General features: G+C 42.6%; 20 protein-coding genes. 10 read left to right on the plus strand and 10 right to left on the minus strand.

Annotation, left to right across the window (positions count from 1 at the left end; genetic code table 11):
- The first annotated feature begins 71 nt into the window (after positions 1-71).
- Positions 72-1550: a glycogen synthase GlgA gene (gene glgA / locus FFR00_RS02705; RefSeq protein ID WP_137671815.1), complete on the plus strand. Its 1479-nt coding sequence runs from the start codon at positions 72-74 to the stop codon at positions 1548-1550.
- 77 nt (positions 1551-1627) lie between these two features.
- Entirely contained in the window at positions 1628-1906 is a 279-nt protein-coding gene (locus tag FFR00_RS02710) for a late competence development ComFB family protein (RefSeq protein ID WP_137671816.1), read from the plus strand.
- A gap of 1 nt (position 1907) precedes the next feature.
- On the opposite strand, the gene FFR00_RS02715 is transcribed toward FFR00_RS02710, so the two are convergent.
- Positions 1908-2123, minus strand: a complete 216-nt coding sequence (locus FFR00_RS02715) for a hypothetical protein (RefSeq protein WP_235836139.1) — start codon at positions 2121-2123, stop codon at positions 1908-1910.
- Positions 2124-2197: 74 nt separating this feature from the next.
- Positions 2198-3070, minus strand: coding sequence for an EamA family transporter (locus FFR00_RS02720; protein ID WP_137671817.1), 873 nt, complete (start codon positions 3068-3070; stop codon positions 2198-2200).
- Between the two features lie 255 nt (positions 3071-3325).
- On the opposite strand from FFR00_RS02720, the gene FFR00_RS02725 reads away from it, so the two are divergent.
- Positions 3326-4339, plus strand: coding sequence for an AraC family transcriptional regulator (locus FFR00_RS02725; RefSeq protein ID WP_137671818.1), 1014 nt, complete (start codon positions 3326-3328; stop codon positions 4337-4339).
- Between the two features lie 90 nt (positions 4340-4429).
- Here the strand turns inward: FFR00_RS02725 and FFR00_RS02730 are convergent, their stop codons facing one another.
- Complete coding sequence (locus FFR00_RS02730; RefSeq protein ID WP_137671819.1) at positions 4430-4837, minus strand: GFA family protein; 408 nt, start codon at positions 4835-4837, stop codon at positions 4430-4432.
- Positions 4838-4992: 155 nt separating this feature from the next.
- On the opposite strand from FFR00_RS02730, the gene FFR00_RS02735 reads away from it, so the two are divergent.
- Together FFR00_RS02735 and FFR00_RS02740 are read left to right on the plus strand one after the other, a co-directional pair.
- Complete coding sequence (locus FFR00_RS02735; protein WP_137671820.1) at positions 4993-5463, plus strand: WbuC family cupin fold metalloprotein; 471 nt, start codon at positions 4993-4995, stop codon at positions 5461-5463.
- A 153-nt stretch (positions 5464-5616) separates the two neighbouring features.
- Complete coding sequence (locus FFR00_RS02740; RefSeq protein ID WP_137671821.1) at positions 5617-6738, plus strand: DUF481 domain-containing protein; 1122 nt, start codon at positions 5617-5619, stop codon at positions 6736-6738.
- A 40-nt stretch (positions 6739-6778) separates the two neighbouring features.
- Here FFR00_RS02740 and FFR00_RS02745 read toward each other — a convergent pair whose 3' ends face one another.
- On the minus strand, positions 6779-7507 hold the full coding sequence (locus FFR00_RS02745; RefSeq protein ID WP_137671822.1) for a hypothetical protein: 729 nt from the start codon (positions 7505-7507) through the stop codon (positions 6779-6781).
- A gap of 218 nt (positions 7508-7725) precedes the next feature.
- Complete coding sequence (locus FFR00_RS02750) at positions 7726-9924, minus strand: malate synthase G (protein ID WP_137671823.1); 2199 nt, start codon at positions 9922-9924, stop codon at positions 7726-7728.
- Between the two features lie 295 nt (positions 9925-10219).
- Between FFR00_RS02750 and FFR00_RS02755 the strand changes: the two genes are divergently transcribed.
- Positions 10220-11137 (plus strand): hypothetical protein, encoded by a 918-nt coding sequence (locus FFR00_RS02755; RefSeq protein ID WP_137671824.1) that lies wholly within the window; start codon positions 10220-10222, stop codon positions 11135-11137.
- A 40-nt stretch (positions 11138-11177) separates the two neighbouring features.
- Positions 11178-11477 carry a 4a-hydroxytetrahydrobiopterin dehydratase gene (locus FFR00_RS02760; RefSeq protein WP_137671825.1) on the plus strand — a complete coding sequence of 100 codons (300 nt, stop codon included), beginning with the start codon at positions 11178-11180 and terminating at the stop codon, positions 11475-11477.
- A 37-nt stretch (positions 11478-11514) separates the two neighbouring features.
- Here FFR00_RS02760 and FFR00_RS02765 read toward each other — a convergent pair whose 3' ends face one another.
- Positions 11515-11988 carry a YHS domain-containing (seleno)protein gene (locus tag FFR00_RS02765; RefSeq protein ID WP_137671826.1) on the minus strand — a complete coding sequence of 158 codons (474 nt, stop codon included), beginning with the start codon at positions 11986-11988 and terminating at the stop codon, positions 11515-11517.
- A 114-nt stretch (positions 11989-12102) separates the two neighbouring features.
- Between FFR00_RS02765 and FFR00_RS02770 the strand changes: the two genes are divergently transcribed.
- Positions 12103-12942 carry an AraC family transcriptional regulator gene (locus tag FFR00_RS02770; RefSeq protein ID WP_137671827.1) on the plus strand — a complete coding sequence of 280 codons (840 nt, stop codon included), beginning with the start codon at positions 12103-12105 and terminating at the stop codon, positions 12940-12942.
- Here the strand turns inward: FFR00_RS02770 and FFR00_RS02775 are convergent.
- Both FFR00_RS02775 and FFR00_RS02780 read right to left on the minus strand, forming a co-directional pair.
- Positions 12935-13534: a uracil-DNA glycosylase family protein gene (locus FFR00_RS02775; RefSeq protein ID WP_137671828.1), complete on the minus strand. Its 600-nt coding sequence runs from the start codon at positions 13532-13534 to the stop codon at positions 12935-12937. The two genes, FFR00_RS02770 and FFR00_RS02775, sit on opposite strands and share 8 nt — an antisense overlap.
- A gap of 12 nt (positions 13535-13546) precedes the next feature.
- Positions 13547-14590 (minus strand): NADP(H)-dependent aldo-keto reductase, encoded by a 1044-nt coding sequence (locus tag FFR00_RS02780; RefSeq protein WP_137671829.1) that lies wholly within the window; start codon positions 14588-14590, stop codon positions 13547-13549.
- A 212-nt stretch (positions 14591-14802) separates the two neighbouring features.
- On the opposite strand from FFR00_RS02780, the gene FFR00_RS02785 reads away from it, so the two are divergent.
- Together FFR00_RS02785 and FFR00_RS02790 are read left to right on the plus strand one after the other, a co-directional pair.
- On the plus strand, positions 14803-16170 hold the full coding sequence (locus FFR00_RS02785; RefSeq protein ID WP_161985073.1) for a pullulanase-associated domain-containing protein: 1368 nt from the start codon (positions 14803-14805) through the stop codon (positions 16168-16170).
- Positions 16171-16287: 117 nt separating this feature from the next.
- Complete coding sequence (locus tag FFR00_RS02790; RefSeq protein ID WP_137671831.1) at positions 16288-16944, plus strand: HAD family phosphatase; 657 nt, start codon at positions 16288-16290, stop codon at positions 16942-16944.
- Positions 16945-17015: 71 nt separating this feature from the next.
- Here FFR00_RS02790 and bfr (FFR00_RS02795) read toward each other — a convergent pair whose 3' ends face one another.
- A complete protein-coding gene (gene bfr / locus FFR00_RS02795) occupies positions 17016-17483 on the minus strand; it encodes a bacterioferritin (protein WP_137671832.1) in 468 nt (155 codons plus the stop codon).
- Complete coding sequence (gene bfr, locus FFR00_RS02800; RefSeq protein ID WP_137671833.1) at positions 17483-17962, minus strand: bacterioferritin; 480 nt, start codon at positions 17960-17962, stop codon at positions 17483-17485. The genes bfr (FFR00_RS02795) and bfr (FFR00_RS02800) overlap by 1 nt, the downstream gene beginning before the upstream one ends.
- Positions 17963-18395 lie beyond the last annotated feature (433 nt).

Raw genomic sequence — 18395 nt, forward strand, 5'->3', positions numbered from 1 at the left:
ACATAAGCAATTACTCTAATATTGAACCATATAAGGCACCCTTTGGTGCCTTAATCGTTAAGGAGTTCTCTGTGACAGCCCATCCTGTCAGGATATTGTTTTTAGCCTCAGAAGTTGAAAGCCTCGCAAAAACTGGCGGCTTAGCCGACGTAGCTAAAGCCTTACCGCTTGCCCTAAAGGAACACGGACAAGACGTAAGAATTATTATGCCGTTTTATAAAACCATAAAACGCCACGACGAAGCCGAGAAGATTCTCGATTTACGCTTACCTACAGCAGAAGGCTGTGCCGATATAGATTATGCGGTTTACCGCTTAATGCTGGAAGATGTGCCCGTTTACCTGATTCAGCATAATGACTATTTCGAGCGCGACCAACTCTACAGTGAAGGCGAGTTTGCTTATGATGATAATGGCGAACGTTTCACCTTTTTTTCTCGCGTTGTATTTCAAGTAGCTGAAGCTTTAGACTTCAGACCTGACGTATTCCACTGTAACGATTGGCACACCGCTTTAGTGCCTTACTTACTCAAGCAAAAATACGCCCATCATCCATTTTTTTGCAACAGTAAATCAGTTCTTACGATTCACAATGCGGCCTTCCAAGGCATTTTTGAGAAGCATCAATTCCAGTTACTAGAAGGTTTAGCTGATGGCTTAGTGGATCAGATTCTAGATGGCTATAACTGCATCAACCTGCTGAAAGCAGGGATTCGATTTGCCGACAAAATTAACGCGGTAAGCCCTAATTACGCCCAAGAGTTGCTCACCCGTTTAGGCTCTCACGGTTTGTGTGATTACTTTGAACAGCGGCGCTCTGATTTAGTGGGGATCTTAAATGGCTGTGAATATGCCGATTGGGATCCCGAAACCGACAAGCTAATTCCTGCCAACTACTCAAGTAGTGACTTAAGCGGAAAAACCGTTTGTCGGCAAGCTCTGCAATTAGAGACTCAACTCGCGCAAATTGATGTGCCAATATTTGGCATGGTATGTCGCTTAACCGAGCAGAAAGGGTTTTATCTTTTACTACCGGCACTGCAACAATTTTTGCGTCACAACGTACAGGTGGTGATTGTAGGTACTGGCGACAGCGGTATTGTTACCGAACTAGAAGCCTTACAACAGCAATGGCCAGACAAACTGCGCTTTATTCACGCCTACAGCAACGAGCTTGCTCACTTAGTAGAAGCAGGGGCAGACTTTTTCTTAATGCCATCATTGTTTGAGCCTTGCGGCTTAAATCAGATGTACAGCCTAGCTTATGCCACTTTACCTATTGTGCGCGGCGTTGGTGGGTTACGAGATACGGTTTCAGATTATGATGAAGATCCTAGCCAAGCCACTGGCCATATTTTTTATGATCCTGAACCCAGCGATTTACTGAATATTTTGCGCCGAGCGCTGTTGTTGTATCTAGAGCACCCAGAGGAATTTCAAGCGATGCGTCGTCGCGCCATGCAATCTAGATTTCACTGGCAACAATCGGTTTGGCAATACGAAGCTTTATACAATGACGCCTTAAATGTGAATCCGGTTCAACAACAATAACAATAATGACCCAGAGAGTGGCGACTCTGGCTATTCTTATATAACCTGAATGTATACATTTATTTGAGGGATATTACATGCGCTTATCAGAGGAAATTCATAACTTTACTGAGTTCCTAGTGGGTGAACAACTGCATGCTTTAGGAATTCACAAGCGCTGTGATTTAGATACTCTACAGGATTTATGCTGCTTGGTGCTTAACCGCTTGCCGCCACGTTACATAAGACACGATGTAGACGTACTCAGTGCTATTAGCGACGCCGAACGTGAGCAACTAGTAGAGAAAACTAAAGTTGCTATTGAAGAGTGTTTACAGTTTCTAGAGCAAGACCGCCGCCAAGGACCTCGCAACTAGCTTACTTAGGTAAAGATATTTCTAATTCAATAGCGGTACAGCCCTTGGTGCAATAAACACCTGGGGCTTTTTCTTGCCCAGGCAATACCACAAACAAGGCTTGCTTGCAGCTTTCACACTGTTTTGGTTTCCCTGCCAATACTTGCTTAATCAATTGGCGTTGCTGCTGATAAGAGTTAGCACTGCGTTTATTCAGCTCTTTAAATCCAGACATCATAAAATCTCTTGGTAACAATAGCGCCACTTTAGAGCCTAGCGCCCTCGCTTTCAATTGCTATTTAGTGCAACAACTCATCGCGCTAAACGAGCGCGTAATTTTGCGCCAAATACACAGCATATTAATCCCAATAATACCAAGCTAGTTCCCGCACATTCGCTCCCTGTTAAACGCTCTTCAAAAGCCAAACTTGCGGTAAACATTCCCACCACGGGCACTAACAAAGCAAAAGGAGTAACCGTGGCTGCGCTGTATTTAGCCAGTAAACGCCCCCACCATGCGAAAGCCAACAACGTAGAGATAAAGCCTACATAGGCTAATGCCAGCCAAGTAGTTCCGCTTGCATTCAGCAGTAGTTGTAGCGGCTGGTCATTTTCAAAATGGTAAGAAAACAGCAACAAAGGCAGAGGTGGAATTAAACTCACCCACACCATAAAGTGCAATACATTTACTCCGCCCGCTTGCTTCATAAATAGGTTAGACACTGCCCAAGATAACCCCGCCAGCAGCAGTAATAACAAGGCAGTTAAACTTAAGTTTTCTGAGCTAGCGGTAAAAAACAGCAAGAAACCCGTACAAGCAATGAGGATCCCGATAAGCTGATATTTAGTCACCTTCTCTTTAAACCAAACAGCGCTAAGCACAATGGTAAACATGACCTGAGCTTGCAGCAGCAGTGACGAAAGCCCGGCTGACGCTCCCACTTTCATCGCGACAAACAGTAAACTAAATTTAATGACGCCGAGGAAAAAGCCCACCGCTAGAACATTACGCCAAGCTGTTTTGGGAAAAGGCACTAGCAAAACAGCCGGAATAGCAACAATGGCAAAACGTAACGCGGAAAACAGCACCGGCGGAAGCTCTAACAAGCCAAGCTTTATCACCGAGAAATTTACGCCCCAAATACTGGCAACAAGCAGAGCAAACACGATGTCTAGCGGTTTCATACAGTCCTTGATGGTGAACCAACTTACTTGTAACCAGCCTACCCTGAGTAAAACCCGTGGTCAAAGCACTGCCTTATTAGCCATTCGAGCAAAAAATATGACCAGACTCATCCTCTCGATTTTTACATTTAACTATCCCTGCGCCCAGGGCTTGTCGAGAGTTGAAAATATCCGTATAAAGTACACTTTGAGTGCATATCTATAAAATATTGATTTAAAGTGTACTTATATTAACGATAAAAAGAGCAGGGCTTGATGAAAGACATTAACATTTCGTTTATACGACTGAATTTTATCAAGCCTATTATTGATGGCTTGCAAGCCGAGTTCGCTATTACTAGCCAAGATTTAGGCATTCCTAATAAGCTTTTAGAAGAGCCTCTATCAATCATTCCTGTCACCATTTTGAACCGCTGGTTAGAAAGAGCTGAGCAACTCACTAACGACCCCTTATTTATGCTCAAACTGGTTGATTATTTACGCTTTGAAAACATTCAGTACTTTAGTAATTGGGTCTACTTCACTCCAGATCTGGCCATTACTTTTCGTCGAGTGAATTACGGCACCTCTTGCTTACAATCGGGTTCCACCTTCCACGGTTTACAATCGGGTCACATTATTAAGTGGTGTTACAACAACCCATACTTGAACAAACAGGGACGGCTGCACGACAGTATTCGTATCGCATTGATGATGGTAAACATGCTGACTTATTATCACGGAGATAACTATGTCCCCTTGCAAATCAACCTTACTGGCCCGAGTAGCAACCAAGCCAAGCTAGAGGCGTTTTTTGGTTGTAAGGTGAACGTCTCCAGCGCGCAAACCGAGGTGTGGATTAACGCCTCGGTAGTAGAGCCGAGTGATAATAATCAATGGAAAAAACAATCTCCTTTGCGACTTAACGATGCTCAGCTAGACGACCTAATCAATATTCCTCAACCCCATGATATTGCCAAATCTCTTTATTCATTGGTGAATTTCTCTCGATATTATGGCCGACCTACAGTGGATTTTTTAGCCGATTGCTTGGGTATGTCACGGCAACAGTTACAGCGTCGTTTATTAGTTCACGGCTGGAACTTTTCCTCAATGACCAGCTATGTGCTGAGTAATGAAGCCATACAATATATGTTTAAAGGCTACTCCATTAGTGCCATTGCAGAGCTTTTAGCTTACAGCAATGAACAAAGCTTCTCGCGAGCCTTTAAACGACTGCGAGGCATTACGCCGAACCAATACCAACAAAAGCTAAATAATAAAGGCTAAGGAAGTAAGCGACTGAGCGTTTTCTCTACCCACTACAAACGCCTCCATGGTATTAGGCGCAACTCATACTTGTAAAAAAGCTAACGGAATTTACTCTCTGCCCTCTTTAAACTGAGGCAAGTGATCGGTAATGTCGTGCCAACAGGCTTTGTATTCCACAAAAATATGCGCGTCGGGTTTTAGCGTAACCTCGCTGTCTAAGCTTGCTAAGCTAAATTCAATAAACTCGCCACTATCATTCGCTGGCGCAAAGGTTAGGCTTGAACCGCAATGACCACAAAACTGTCTCACAGTGCCGTTTTCGGCTTGGTATTGCTGCAATTTGCTTTGACCACTTAACCAATGAAAATTTTCAGCTTTCGCTTCGCCATAAGTGGCAAAAGCAGCACCATGAAATTTTCTGCACATACTGCAATGGCAATGCCCCATTCTAGGCTCTAAGTGATCGACTCGGTAAGAGACTTGACCGCATAAACACTGTCCGGTGTATCCATCCATGTTAATTCCTCTTCGCTAATGCTAACGCTGCACATCTATACACCCTACACCCAAAACAAGCATTTGTTGAGTGAAGGTAATTGTGCCACCATATTGCCAATTATTTGCTCGTGCTGAATACCGCACAGACACCATAATAAATAGGACTATTTTCGATGTTGAAAATCATCAGTACTAAGGACTTTGCAAACTTTAGTGATAATGCCAAAGCCGCGCCGCGCCAGCGCAGCCACCACAACCTCCACGACACTCTCGATGCCAACGTACAGCGCTTGTTTATTGCTACTGAGCCAAATACCTATATGCGCCCTCACCGCCACAGTGAAGCGCATAAATGGGAGCTTTTTTTGGTATTACAAGGGCAATTAGATTTACTTATTTTTAATGATGAAGGCGAGCTAATCCAGCGCCATAGCCTTTCGCCCGACACTAACCGCGCTATCGAAATTCCACCCAAGACTTGGCATGGTTACGCCTGCATGCAACCAGGAACAGTTGGCTTAGAGATAAAAGAAGGTGCTTACGTACCAACACCAAACGACGACTTTGCGCCTTGGTCTCCCGCCGAAGGTGAAGAAGGGGCAGACCAGTATCGTGAATGGATGCGTCAGGCCGAAGTAAAATAGAGCAAAGCGCAGTTAAAAACGTTAAGTGCCACGATCACTTAACGTTTTTAAACAAAACACGCTGTCCTTAAAGAGTTTATTTCGTAATGAGTAAAAAGCCGCTAATATCAAAGCACTATTCTCACTTTGCTTAATGGAGCACTTGCAAAATTGATGCGTCTGCTTGTTTTACTTGCCTGTAGTCTTATGTTTAGCTCTTGTTTAAGTGCAGAAGATGAGCCGGCAACCCCACCTGAAGATATTCCCTCAGTGAGCGAGCAGTTTCAACAGGACTATTTTAGTGCTTTAGACTTAGATGAAGACAAAGACTGGATCCAGTTAGATTCTGGTGAAGTGATTCAAGGTGAACTCGAAGAGCTTTATCAGAAAAAAGCCTTATTCGACAGTGACGAGCTAGATGACTTATCCATCGACATTGAAGATATTCAGCGACTGCGCACAGCTAAATGGTTTCAAGTAAATCTACGAGGATTAGGCGTGGTTCGAGGCCGCTTAATGGTAGATGAAGAAAAAGTCACCATAGTAGGTAAAGATACCCACTTTGCCTCACGTTACGACGTTATCTCGGTCTATCAAGTGGCAGAAAGCGAAGCCGACCGATGGGAAAACAAAGCCACGCTGAGTGCAAACATTGCCAGCGGCAATACCAATACCCTCGAAATTAACGGAAAATTAAACAGCGAACGCAAAACCGCCCTAAGTCGTACCATTATTACTTACCTAGGCGTTGTGTCGGAATCAAACGATGAAACCACGGCACGCAATCACCGTGTTACGTTATCTCACGATTTATACAAGCACCAAGATTGGTTCTTTCGCCCGGTATTAGCCGACTTTTATCACGCTCCCCTTAAAAACATTAAGTTACAAAGCCAACTCGCTTCTCAAGTGGGTTACATTGCCGTTGAGGATGATGACAAAAAGTGGGAGTTATCGGTGGGTCCGTCATGGCAACAAACCCGTTTTGAAGAAGTGACCGCTGGCACCTCTAATAAAGAAAGCAGTTTAGGTTTATCTTTTGGTTCCAACTTTGAAATCGATATAACGAAAGATATTGAGCTCAACCATGATTATCAAATGACCTTATCACAAACCAAAACTGGTGGTTATCAACACCATAATCTCCTCAATTTTGCGATAGATATTACCGACGATTTAGATTTAGATATCGATTTTATTTGGGATTACACTGCCTCCCCCACGCCGGATGCAGATGACATTACGCCAGAAAAAAATGACTACCGGGTAGTTATTGGCATAGGCCTCGATTTTTAATCACAAAAAAGCCCCTTAAAGTTAAGAGGCTGTAGAGGTATTACAAAGTTGTAGAATCAGCTTCGCTCTGCAGTTGTTTAGCTTTTACGCTACTTGCATTGGTATCGTCGTTTAGCTTAGCCATATTACGAATATGCGCGACACAAAACTCAACCGAACGTGCCAGCTCCTGTTTCAATCCATCACCATTTTGAAGATCGATATAAGATGGAGCCAATTCTGTATCTGCATATTCAGGCAAATTTCCGCATGCTTCTTCGGCAATAACACTGCCTTTTTCCCTATCAATTAAACGAGCATGCACTTGATAGCTCACGCGGTAGTTATCCCAATCGCTAGTGTAATAAATCGATCCCCAGCCTAGAGTTCGAACATCCAAAATATAGTCATAGTCACCGTATAATTGGATGATGTGTGGAATCTCCGGGCTGGTTAGGCTTTTTGATGCATCATCAACCACCTTAACCTTATAACTATTGCTTAAACCACTGGCTAACTCTCGAGCAATATCTAGCGCGGGGTCTTCTACTTTGTTATCTACAATCATCGCGTTACCGTTAGATATAGCCGTGGCTAAACCTAACAAACCAAATTGAACATTAGCGGCAGTTTGCGCAGTAAAATCAGGTAGTGACTCATAGCGAGTATAAACGAGGGTTTTATCGGCCAGCGATAGCGACTCACTGGCTTCAAGTTGATCTGTTTTAATACTTGAACAAGCGCTAAGCGAGGCCGCGACTAATACAAATAATAGCCTTATAAACAACATGTTAATCCTTTATTCTTTCTACATTACGGCATATCCATGCCTAATCGTTGATGTGAGCTATTACTGGTTAAATAGCGCCGCTACGATACCATTATTTGTTTTTGAGTCTAGTATTCTATTTATCTTATATTGATAATAATCAATAGATTAAATGCAGAGTGGGCCGATTAAATATAAAAAAAGCACCCTTAGGTGCTTTTTTATTACCAAGTTCTAATTTAGCTAGCTTTAAACTTGCGTCGCCAGGCATGTAACAAAGGTTCGGTATAACCGCTAGGCTGCTCACACCCTTTAAACACCAAATCTAAAGCTGCTTGATAAGCAAAACTACTCTGCGCCTTACCAGCCATATTTAAATACAGCGGATCACCTGCATTTTGCTGGTCAACCAAGTTAGCAATAACTTCAAAACGCTGCTTAACTAAACTTTCACTCACCACCCCATGCTTTAACCAGTTAGCCACATGCTGGCTAGAGATACGCAAGGTGGCTCGGTCTTCCATTAGGCCCACACCGTTAATGTCTGGCACTTTTGAGCACCCCACACCTTGCTCAACCCAGCGAACCACATAACCCAAAATACCTTGTATATTGTTATCTAGTTCTGCAATAAGCTGTTGTTCAGACCAATCTGTTTGCTCGGCCAATGGCGGAGTCAGTAAATCAGCTAGGCGCTGAGTACTGTGTTGTTCTAGATGCTGGGCAAGTTGCTGCTGAACAGAAAACACATCCACCTGATGATAGTGAATCGCATGTAAAGTTGCTGCAGTAGGCGACGGTACCCAAGCGGTGCTAGCACCACTTTGTGGGTGAGCTTGCTTAGCTTGCATCATAGCGGCCATCATTTCAGGCATCGCCCACATACCTTTACCTATTTGTGCTTTACCTTGTAAACCGCATGCTAAACCTGCTTCTACGTTGTTTAACTCGTAAGCTTTAATCCAAGCGCTTTCTTTAATCTCACCTTTTGGCACCATCGCTGCTGCGTGCATACTGGTATGAATTTCATCACCGGTTCTGTCTAGGAAACCGGTATTAATAAATACCACCCGTTGGTTTGCCTCGGCAATACATGCCCGTAAGTTTACGCTGGTGCGGCGCTCTTCATCCATAATGCCAAGTTTGATGGTATTAGTCGCTAAACCTAAAAACTCCTCAACCGCGCCAAATACCTGATTACTAAAAGCGACTTCTTCAGGGCCATGCATTTTAGGTTTTACAATATAAATAGAGCCTTCGCGCGAGTTGCGATAAGGGCTATTACCAAGCAAATCATGTTTACCAATTAAGCTAGTAAATACGGCGTCAAGCAGCCCTTCTGGCACTTCATTACCATCGGCGTCGAGCAGTAAATCACTATTCATTAAATGGCCAACATTGCGCACAAACATAAGTGAGCGGCCACTTAAGCTAAAACCGTGGCCTTGGCTGTTAACATAGTGGCGATTTGGCTCTAACTCTCTAGTGATGGTTTGGCCATTTTTACTGAGGGATTCACGTAAACTGCCACGCATTAATCCTAGCCAGTTTTTATATACCTCGACTTTATCTTCAGCATCAACCGCCGCGATAGAATCTTCACAGTCCATAATAGTGGTTAGCGCGGATTCTAAAACGATATCTTTAACATTGGCACTATCTTGCTCACCAATTTGATGCTCAGCATCAAATTGAATTTCAATATGAAGGCCATGATGTTGCAACAAAATAACACTTGGCTGTTCAGCATCTCCCTGAAAACCCGCTAATTGAGACGCTTCAGCTAAGGTAGTGTTAGAGCCATCTTTTAGGCTCACTAACAAGCCGCCTGATAATACACTGTAGCGTGTGGCGTCGGCATGGCTACCGTGAGCAAGCGGGCAATGTTGGTCGAGCAAAGCGCGACCATAAGCAATAACGGCGGCACCGCGTTGTGAGTTATAACTGCTACCAGGTGCCAACTCCCCGCTTCGGTCAATAGCGTCTGTACCGTACAGTGCGTCGTATAAACTCCCCCAACGAGCATTGGCTGCATTAAGGGCATAACGCGCATTCATAACCGGCACCACTAATTGAGGGCCGGCTAACAAGGCTAATTCTCGGTCGACTTTTGAGGTGCTTAGGGTCACATTTTCAGGAGCATCAACTAAATAGGCAATATCGCTTAAAAACTGTTGATAAAGGTTGGCATCAAACGGGGCTGGATGCTGTTGGTGCCATTGGTCTATTTGGGCTTGTAGCTGTTCACGCTTAGCAAGCAAAGACTTGTTTTTAGGTATGAAGTGTTGCAGATAGCTTTCTAAACTTGACCAAAACGAGGCTTGGTCAACACCGGTTTCTGGCAGTACGTCCTGGTTAATAAACTGGTACAGCAAGTTAGATACTTGGAAGTGTTCCAGCTTGTGGTAGCTTGATGCCGCAGTGGTCGGTTTAGTCATCCAATTGTCCCTTATTTTATAGTTATTATGTGTTGCACGATGGATTCAACCTCGCGCTTTAATTCATGTTACCCTTAGTTTCTTGCAGCAGGTTCGAAGCTCGACCTACAATAATTGTCAGATTAGCATCCCATATAAGGGCCTAGATAAACAATTGGCCAAACGTAGCATTTGCAATCATACAACTCTTTGATAGTATTTTTCAAACACTTGTTTGAACTGAATTACCAATTACAGTTTAATAATGTAAACCAGAGTAAACAGGGCTTAGTTTACCTATTAAAGAGGCAAGGATTTGCTGGCATTTATTTCTCGATTCTCAACACAGTTACTGGCTAGCTGCGTATTAGTAGGTTTTGCCCTACCTAACTTTTCAAATGCTTTATTACCCTTATTACCCGCGGTATTGTTTTTTCTGATGCTGCTCACCATTGTTAGCCTCAACATTAAAACTCTGGTAACCGACTTAGCTCAAGCCTCTGTTTGGTTGTACGCTGTTTGGCATACGTTTGGCGTTACCATTTTGATCATGACGTTAGCGTGGTTACTTAATATTGATAGCAAACTCTACCTCGCCATTGCCGCTACTTGCGCAACCGGTTCCTTATTTGCCAGCCCGGCTATTGTGCGGTCCTTAGGGTTAGATGCGCAGCGCTGTATGGCCATGACCATTGCCTCAACCTTGCTGATGCCTTTGGTATTGCTACTCAACGGCTGGCTGTTTAGTCGCTTTAACGGCAATGAGCAGTTACAGCTTGATATGCAAACCTATAGTCTGCGTTTAGCTATCTTTATTGTTTTGCCCATCATGATCAGTTTGTTAGTCCACAAGCTACTAAAACAAAGTTTGATTGAACAAGCTTTAAAGCAAATTCGCCCGTTTACCATCGTGTTAGTGTTTTTCTTTCCTTTAGGTTTGATGGGAGCTTTTAGAGAAATATTCGATGAAACTCCCAGTAAAGCACTGGAATATTTGCTCATTGCCAGCGGGGTGTGCCTAGTATTGTTTATCAGTAGTTTTTTGCTGTATTACCGACAAGGAAAAAACCTAGCGATTATCAGTGCCATTACCGCAACCAACCGCAATGTATTGCTAACCTACAGCATTACTGGCAGCTTTTTAGGCTTAGAATACATGATATACATGGGCGCAATTCAATTGCCTATTTATCTCTTGCCAATGCTGGTGAAACTGGCAGTTCACCCCAGCTAATCTAGGCTAAATAGAAGTGTGATTGATTTAGGAAGATACTATGAGTGATGAACAAGCCTTAAGTCCTTCGGCTATTCAAATGGCATTAAAACATTTACCTGACTGGCAATTTAACAACAATAGCATTGAAAACAGCTACCGTTTTAAAGATTTTGTACAAGCATTTGAGTTTATGGGCCATGTCGCTGACTACGCCGAACAACAAAACCATCATCCGGATTGGAGTAATTGCTACAACCGCGTCAATATCGCACTCACCACTCATGAGTTAGGCGGAGTAAGCGAGCGAGATTTTAAATTGGCCACATTGATCGAAGAGCTTTACCAAAAATATTATTGAGCCATCGAAGTGCTGGGCTTCAATGGCTCAAAAAAGATTATAGTTTGGCAGCATCAATCGGCTTAATCTCTGGCCAATGTTGATTAGCATCCACAATCAGCTCGTTAGTATTTTCTAACCAACGTTGTTGCACTTTTTTATCTAAGTTTAGATAAAGCTTTCCATCAACAATTTTCCAGGCCGTAGGGTCAGTTTCAAACTTTTTCTCCATGGCTACACCAAAGGCACAGTAACCACCATACTGAGGCGCGAATTTAGCAGGGTCTTCTTTAAATGCGTCCCGATTGCTAGCGCTAGCAAAATGGTAAATAGCATTGTTATGACTCGCAGTAAAATCACCAGAACCTTGAGTTGGTTGGCCACTAACAAAGTATGCAACGGGGTCGTAACCTTGTATCGCTAAATCGTTGCTATCTACGCTCATTCCAATATCTGCAGCTGCGCTCACGCCACTAAATGCCAATGCTGTTACTAAGGTGGTATTTCTGATTAGGGCTTTCAAACTGTTCATTTTATTTCTCCATAAATTAACCGCTAACTGCGATAGTGAAAATTTAACCGCTTAGTCCGGTCTGTTGGGATACAATCGTCCGCTTGTTGGTGCGAAAAGTACGGAGTGTTATTGATGGACCAATTATCTGGCTTGCTAAGGCAGTTCTCTGTTACTGCTGGTGTTTTTTATTCAGGCCAATTATGTGGCTTATCTGATGTGGAAACCGGTGATGACTTAGTGGGTCATATTCATGTGTTGAACCAAGGTAAATTAAGCATTCTGCAAGCCAATAAAAAAATCGAAGTGACTCAGCCCAGTTTGGTGTTTTTTCCTAAACCGCTTGCACATCGTTTATTGGTTGATTCAGAACAACCCGCAGAACTAGTGTGCGCAACCATAAGATATGGGAATGCTAACAGTAGCCCTTTAGCCAACGCCCTCCCAAAGCAAATAGTATTGCCGCTAGCTGAACACCCACAGTTTTCAAAAACTATCGATTTACTATTTAGTGAAGCCTTTCAGCCTGCCGATGGCTCATTGGTGATTATGGACCGCTTAGTAGAGGTGCTAATTAGCTTATTGCTGCGCTACAGCGTTAATAAGCAAAACCTTGATACTGGCCTATTAGCCGGGTTAATACATCCTAAGCTCAGCCTAGCATTGGCTTTATTACATGAAGACCCAAGTAAAACGTATCCCTTAGAGACTCTATCCCACGCTGCAGCCATGTCTCGCACTAGCTTCATTGAAACCTTTACTAAAGTAATTGGCAGCTCACCGGGGGATTACCTGGTAGATTGGAAGATTCACCACGCTCAGCAACTACTAAAACAAGGTAAAAGCATAGCGTGGGTAGCATCGTCTGTTGGCTACCAAAGCTTATCGGGATTTAACCGAGCTTTTCGCAGTAAAACCCAAATGTCACCTAAACAATGGTTAGACGGCCAAAATCTCAAGCATGCTGCTAGCTAAGCGCCAGCTTTGCTAGTGCATTTTGTAACTGAGGAACTAAAGACTGCTCAAACCAAGGGTTGTTCGCTATCCAATGCCGGTTGCGTGGTGAAGGATGGGGCAAAGGCCATAAGGCCTGCTTATTGTAATATGCAAAATTAGCCACATTTTCGGTTAACGATGTTTTACTGGGTGTATTCAAATACAAGGCTTGCGCATATTGGCCAATTAATAAGGTAAGTTCTATATTAGGCAGCTCTGCCAATACCCGTTTATGCCAAGTGTCAAAACACAGTTTAGGTGGCGGTAAATCACCTTGTTTTCCTTTCCCCGGATAACAAAATGCAGCCGGAACAATAGCCACCTTTTGGGGGTTGTAGAATATCTCTTTATCTAGGTTAAGCCACTGGCGTAGTCGATCACCACTCATATCATCCCAAGGTATGCCACTTCTATGAACCTTGCTGCCCGGTGCCTGACCAATGATCAACAAACGAGCTTCAGGACTCGCTTGAATAACTGGCCGAGGATCAAGCTGAGCTTTACACAAGGTGCAGGCCCTTACTTGCTCAAGTAAAGGCACCAAGTTATTTTTTCGATCAGCGCTGATCATCTCACTCACCTATTAAGGACAAGGAATACGAAACTCGTCGCCAATTTCCTGAAGGCGCCGCTCAAGTTCATCAGAGATCACTACTTGAGTGCTCGATAAGTTTTCTTTTAACTGCGCTAAGGAAGTGGCACCAATAATGTTAGAACCAACAAAGCTACGCTGATTAACAAATGCCAGTGCGAGTTGAACGGGGCTTAACTTAAACTCACGTGCCACATCTACATAACACTGAATAGCCCCTTCGGCGATATCGCTTCCGTAACGGGCAAAACGTTTATAAATAGTTAAACGCGCCCCCTCTGGCCACTGATTATTTAAATATTTACCGCTTAGTGCACCAAATGCTAATGGCGAATAAGCCAATAGAGGTAAGTTTTCACGGTGAGAGACTTCAGCCAAGTTGATTTCGAAACTACGATTTAGCAAATTATAAGGGTTCTGGATCGACACGATCTTAGGCAGGTTGTGCTTCTCAGCTAGCTGAACATATCGCATTGCTCCCCAAGGCGTTTCGTTTGAGATCCCCAAATATCTTACCTTGCCGGATTTAACGAGATCAGCCAAAGCCTCTAAGGTTTCGATGATCGGTGTTTGAGCGGCGTCTTCTTGGTGTTGATAATTCAGTTGACCAAAAAAGTTAGTCGCGCGATCTGGCCAATGCACCTGATATAAATCTAAATAATCTGTCTGTAGTCGGTTTAATGAATCTTCTACTGCTTGGTGAATACCATTCCAAGTTAAGCTCATATCGTTGCGAATGTAGCCACCGCGGTCACTCTTAGAGGGGGCAGCCACTTTAGATGCCAAAACAACCTCATCTCGGCAATCCCGTTGAGCGAAGTATTTGCCAATCATGGTTTCCGTAGCACCTTGAGTGCTTTGCTGCGGAGGAACCGGATACATCTCAGCAGTGTCGATAAAATTAACACCATTTGCTAAGGCGTAATCCAACTGAGCAAAGGCATCAGCTTGAGAATTTTGCTCACCCCAGGTCATGGTTCCTAGGCATATTTCACTCACATTTAAATTTGAGTCGCCGAGTTGACGATATTTCATAGTTTGTTCCTCTAAAGATCTTACCCATTGCTTTCTTGCAATTTTTATCAACAGCAAAAACTGTCTTTTTTTTGTACAAAAATCTACTGCAATTGGAGCTAGGTCAATTTTTCTTTAAAATTTAACACCATATTGGTGATCTAGTTGCTACTTCTTTACTGTTTTTTTAGTTACTATGGCGTTATGCGACTTAACAAGTTAATGGAGTAATTGTGCAAAGAGCATCAATATTTATATTACTTTTCTGGTGTGTGAGTACAGTTGCCACTGCGGCCAACGTCACAGTGCATTATAAAAGTATCACTAACAACTATGATGGTTGGGGTCTTCACATCTGGGCTGGCGAAGAAATGGTTAATGGCAAAGAAGTAGGTGCCAGAACCGATTTTCGCTTGCGTAAAGGTACAACCCCTGCCGATCCACTAATGCCAAGCAAGTTTGACGACTTCGGTGTGGCATTTACTATTCCTGTTCGCCCTGATGCGAAACAGTTTTCTTACACTTTAACTAACGGTGAACTTCACCATATGAAAGTTGAAGAGTGGAAGTGGATTAAAAGTAAACACGGTATGGATATTTGGATTGTAGAAAAAGATCCAAAAATCTACACGGGTCTTCCTAGACAATTCGCTAATAATGCTAAAACAGCGACAGCGAAAAAGACCACTACCCCACCTAAAGCTAAAACTGTGTTGCCGCCACCGGTACCTAAAGTAAAAGCAACAACGACTACCGCTAAAGCTAAAGTAGCGCCAAAACCAAAACCGAAAGCAAAATCAGTAGCTAAGAGTTCTGGTCCAAGCCCTGAAATGAAGCGCACGTTAGCGGTATTAAAAGACGATTTAACGAAAAAGAATCGTAGTATTAATAAGTTGCAATCGGCACTTAATGATACTCAAAAAATCAACCAACGTTTGCAGAATGACTTAAATAGCAAACTAATTGATTACCAAGCGTTGTTACAGCTTAACGATAAGATCAGTAATGAGAACCGTACTTTAACTGCATCTAACCAAAGTTTGTACAGCCAAGTAGAGCAAGCTGGTAGCAGTAATGCTGAAGCTCAACTACTTGAGCGTAACCAACAGCTAGAGAATCAACTGGCTGGTGTAAACGAGCAAATATTAGGTCTTCAAAAAACAATTTCTGAGAATACTGGTAATTCAGAGCAACAGAAACAGTTACAAGACCAATTCAACCAAATGCAGACTCAGCGTGACGAATTACGTGACCAAAACAATAAGCTAAGTGCTCATATTGTTGAATTGGTGCAACGTACCGAAGACGCAGGTCAACCAGAACAATCAGGCATTGCCTGGTGGTTATTTGGCGCTGTGGTTGCGGTATTAGTAGCACTTATAGGTTTAGTATTCTTTGCCACAAGCAAACGCCATAAAGATCTTCAGTTAGATATGGAAGATGCGTTAAAACGTAAAGAAGAAGAAATTAAAACAGAGAAAATCTACGCAGCAGCCGCTAACGAAAAACTTCGTAAGGTATTGCATGGAGAAGCTCAGCAACGCAGTTGGTCACCGTTACCTGACAGCTTGCCAGAGAATCTCAAGAAAGACTCTGCATAATCAATCAAGGCCAGCTTAGCTGGCCTTTTCTTTATCTGCTTCACCCAATATCATTGAGCCTCCCCAACAATTTATCTAGCATGGCAATTAGCAGCCTTGAAAATGGAAGACGTTTGAGTGGACTTACATATATTTGATTTAGACGATACCCTTATAGCGGGTGATAGTGGAGTGTTGTGGCACCAGTATCTAGTAGAACAAGGTATTGTCACTCAAGCTGGTTTCTTAGCGCAGGATGCCGCAATGATGGAGCAGTACGCCCAGGGAGAGCTGGCACTTGAAGAATACATCCGTTTTAGCCTCAGTCCTATTCAATCACTTAGCTGTAGTCAAATAGATCAGTTAGTCGAAGACTTTATACAACAACACATTCGACAGATTATTTACCCTGAAGGTCAAAAGCTAATCGATGCTCTCCTTTATCAGCAACATCAGGTGCTTATTATCTCTGCAACGGTAAGCTTTATTGTCAAACAAGTCGCCAAGCAGCTAAGCGTAAAAGACTTTCTAGGGGTAGATTTAAAGCTTAAAAATGGCAGCTATAGCGAACATATAGACGGTGTTGCCAGCTTTAGAGAAGGTAAAGTAATTCGTTTACTAGAATGGCAGGAAAACAAGCCACAAGCTTACCAGCGTAGCTACTTTTATTCTGATTCTATTAACGACCGAGCGCTATTGGAACATGTAGACAAGGCCTATGTGGTAAACCCCTGCCCTAAACTAAAACGACTTGCTATGGAGAAATCGTGGTCAATGTTGAGTTGGCAACTATAGAAAACATAGTAATGAAACATACAAAAAAGCCGAAAGCATCTGCATTCGGCTTCTAAATAAAACCAGTAATTTTATAGCTGGCTTTGCATATAATTTTGTAATCCAATCTTATTAATTAAACCAAGCTGTTGTTCCAGCCAGTAAGCATGGTCCATTTCTGTATCGTCAATTAAAGTTTGTAGCATATTACGCGTTACGTAGTCTTGTTTAGTTTCGCACAAGGCCATCGTTTCTTTCAGCAAGGCGTCGACCTCATATTCAACTTTAAGGTCGTTCTCCAGCATACTTGGTACATCTTTACCAATGCGTAAAGGCTCACGCTGACTTAAATCAGGAGTACCTTCCAAAAACAAAATTCTCTGGATCAACAACGAAGCATGACCTTTCTCATCATCAAACTCATGGTCGATTCGCTCATAGAGCTTATTTAGTCCCCAATCTTCGTACATACGAGAGTGGATAAAGTATTGATCCATTGCTGTTAGTTCATTCATTAACAGGCGATTTAACGCGTCAATTACTTCACTATTACCCTTCATTAGTCGTCTCCTTCAGTAATTTGAGCAGCTAAGTAATTTTCAATGCCCATCTTATCAATTTGATATTGCTGAGTTTCAATCCAATCAACATGATCTTCTTCGTAATCTAGAATTTCTTCTAATAAATCACGACTTACAAAATCTTTGGCAGCTTCACAACTGGCAATAGCATCTTTTAGTACCGGAAGCTGCTCAAGCTGAAAGTCCATATCGCATTGCAACATCTCTTCCGTTGATTCACCAATCCGCAATGTACCCAACATATGAGCATGAGGTAAGCCTTCAAGGAACAATATGCGTTCCATAATTTTGTCGGCTTGTTTCATATCTTTAATCGACTTTTTATAGTTCTTCTCATTGAGCGCTTCTAAGCCCCAATTGCGGTACATTCTGGCGTGTAAAAAGTACTGATTTATTGATGTGAGTTCGGTAGTTAACACCTTATTTAGTAAGGCTATTATGCTCGGATCGGCTTTCATTTCTTCACTCCATACTGCCATTTAAGCTATCGAAAAAGTATACACCTATCCAAATAATTTCGCATATTATATTTACATTTCATTAACTTACGATAAAAGTAATAACAAGCGTTATCATTTAGATTTAAATCACAATAAGTAATAGTGTCACATTTAACCCCTTATGAGTTAACGATCACAGTGTTATTAATCGTACAAAAAAACAGCAGAAAAAATTGATCTAAGACAAGTTGGTAAGTTCAGTATTCACTGGCACTTGAGTATAATTATTAGTGAATTATTTCCAAGGATGGCTAAACACAAGTGAGGTCATTATGTTCATCGGATTCCTAAAAACACTGTCTAAAGCTACTCTCATTTCTTTATCGATTTTCTTAATTTTGCTGGCGCTTAAGTTGTCGTCGCAGTTCGCTATAGGTTTGTACCAGGCAGC

This window comes from Agarivorans sp. Toyoura001 (genome assembly GCF_005405585.1).
GTDB lineage: Bacteria > Pseudomonadota > Gammaproteobacteria > Enterobacterales > Celerinatantimonadaceae > Agarivorans.

Bases quoted from the DNA above. Each gene is read 5' to 3' on its own strand.
- FFR00_RS02710 (WP_137671816.1), top strand. From the start codon at position 1,628: ATGCGCTTATCAGAGGAAATTCATAACTTTACTGAGTTCCTAGTGGGT.
- FFR00_RS02715 (WP_235836139.1), bottom strand. From the start codon at position 2,123: ATGATGTCTGGATTTAAAGAGCTGAATAAACGCAGTGCTAACTCTTAT.
- FFR00_RS02720 (WP_137671817.1), bottom strand. From the start codon at position 3,070: ATGAAACCGCTAGACATCGTGTTTGCTCTGCTTGTTGCCAGTATTTGG.
- FFR00_RS02725 (WP_137671818.1), top strand. From the start codon at position 3,326: ATGAAAGACATTAACATTTCGTTTATACGACTGAATTTTATCAAGCCT.
- FFR00_RS02730 (WP_137671819.1), bottom strand. From the start codon at position 4,837: ATGGATGGATACACCGGACAGTGTTTATGCGGTCAAGTCTCTTACCGA.
- FFR00_RS02735 (WP_137671820.1), top strand. From the start codon at position 4,993: ATGTTGAAAATCATCAGTACTAAGGACTTTGCAAACTTTAGTGATAAT.
- FFR00_RS02740 (WP_137671821.1), top strand. From the start codon at position 5,617: ATGCGTCTGCTTGTTTTACTTGCCTGTAGTCTTATGTTTAGCTCTTGT.
- FFR00_RS02745 (WP_137671822.1), bottom strand. From the start codon at position 7,507: ATGTTGTTTATAAGGCTATTATTTGTATTAGTCGCGGCCTCGCTTAGC.
- FFR00_RS02750 (WP_137671823.1), bottom strand. From the start codon at position 9,924: ATGACTAAACCGACCACTGCGGCATCAAGCTACCACAAGCTGGAACAC.
- FFR00_RS02760 (WP_137671825.1), top strand. From the start codon at position 11,178: ATGAGTGATGAACAAGCCTTAAGTCCTTCGGCTATTCAAATGGCATTA.
- FFR00_RS02765 (WP_137671826.1), bottom strand. From the start codon at position 11,988: ATGAACAGTTTGAAAGCCCTAATCAGAAATACCACCTTAGTAACAGCA.
- FFR00_RS02770 (WP_137671827.1), top strand. From the start codon at position 12,103: ATGGACCAATTATCTGGCTTGCTAAGGCAGTTCTCTGTTACTGCTGGT.
- FFR00_RS02775 (WP_137671828.1), bottom strand. From the start codon at position 13,534: ATGATCAGCGCTGATCGAAAAAATAACTTGGTGCCTTTACTTGAGCAA.
- FFR00_RS02780 (WP_137671829.1), bottom strand. From the start codon at position 14,590: ATGAAATATCGTCAACTCGGCGACTCAAATTTAAATGTGAGTGAAATA.
- bfr (WP_137671832.1), bottom strand. From the start codon at position 17,483: ATGAAGGGTAATAGTGAAGTAATTGACGCGTTAAATCGCCTGTTAATG.
- bfr (WP_137671833.1), bottom strand. From the start codon at position 17,962: ATGAAAGCCGATCCGAGCATAATAGCCTTACTAAATAAGGTGTTAACT.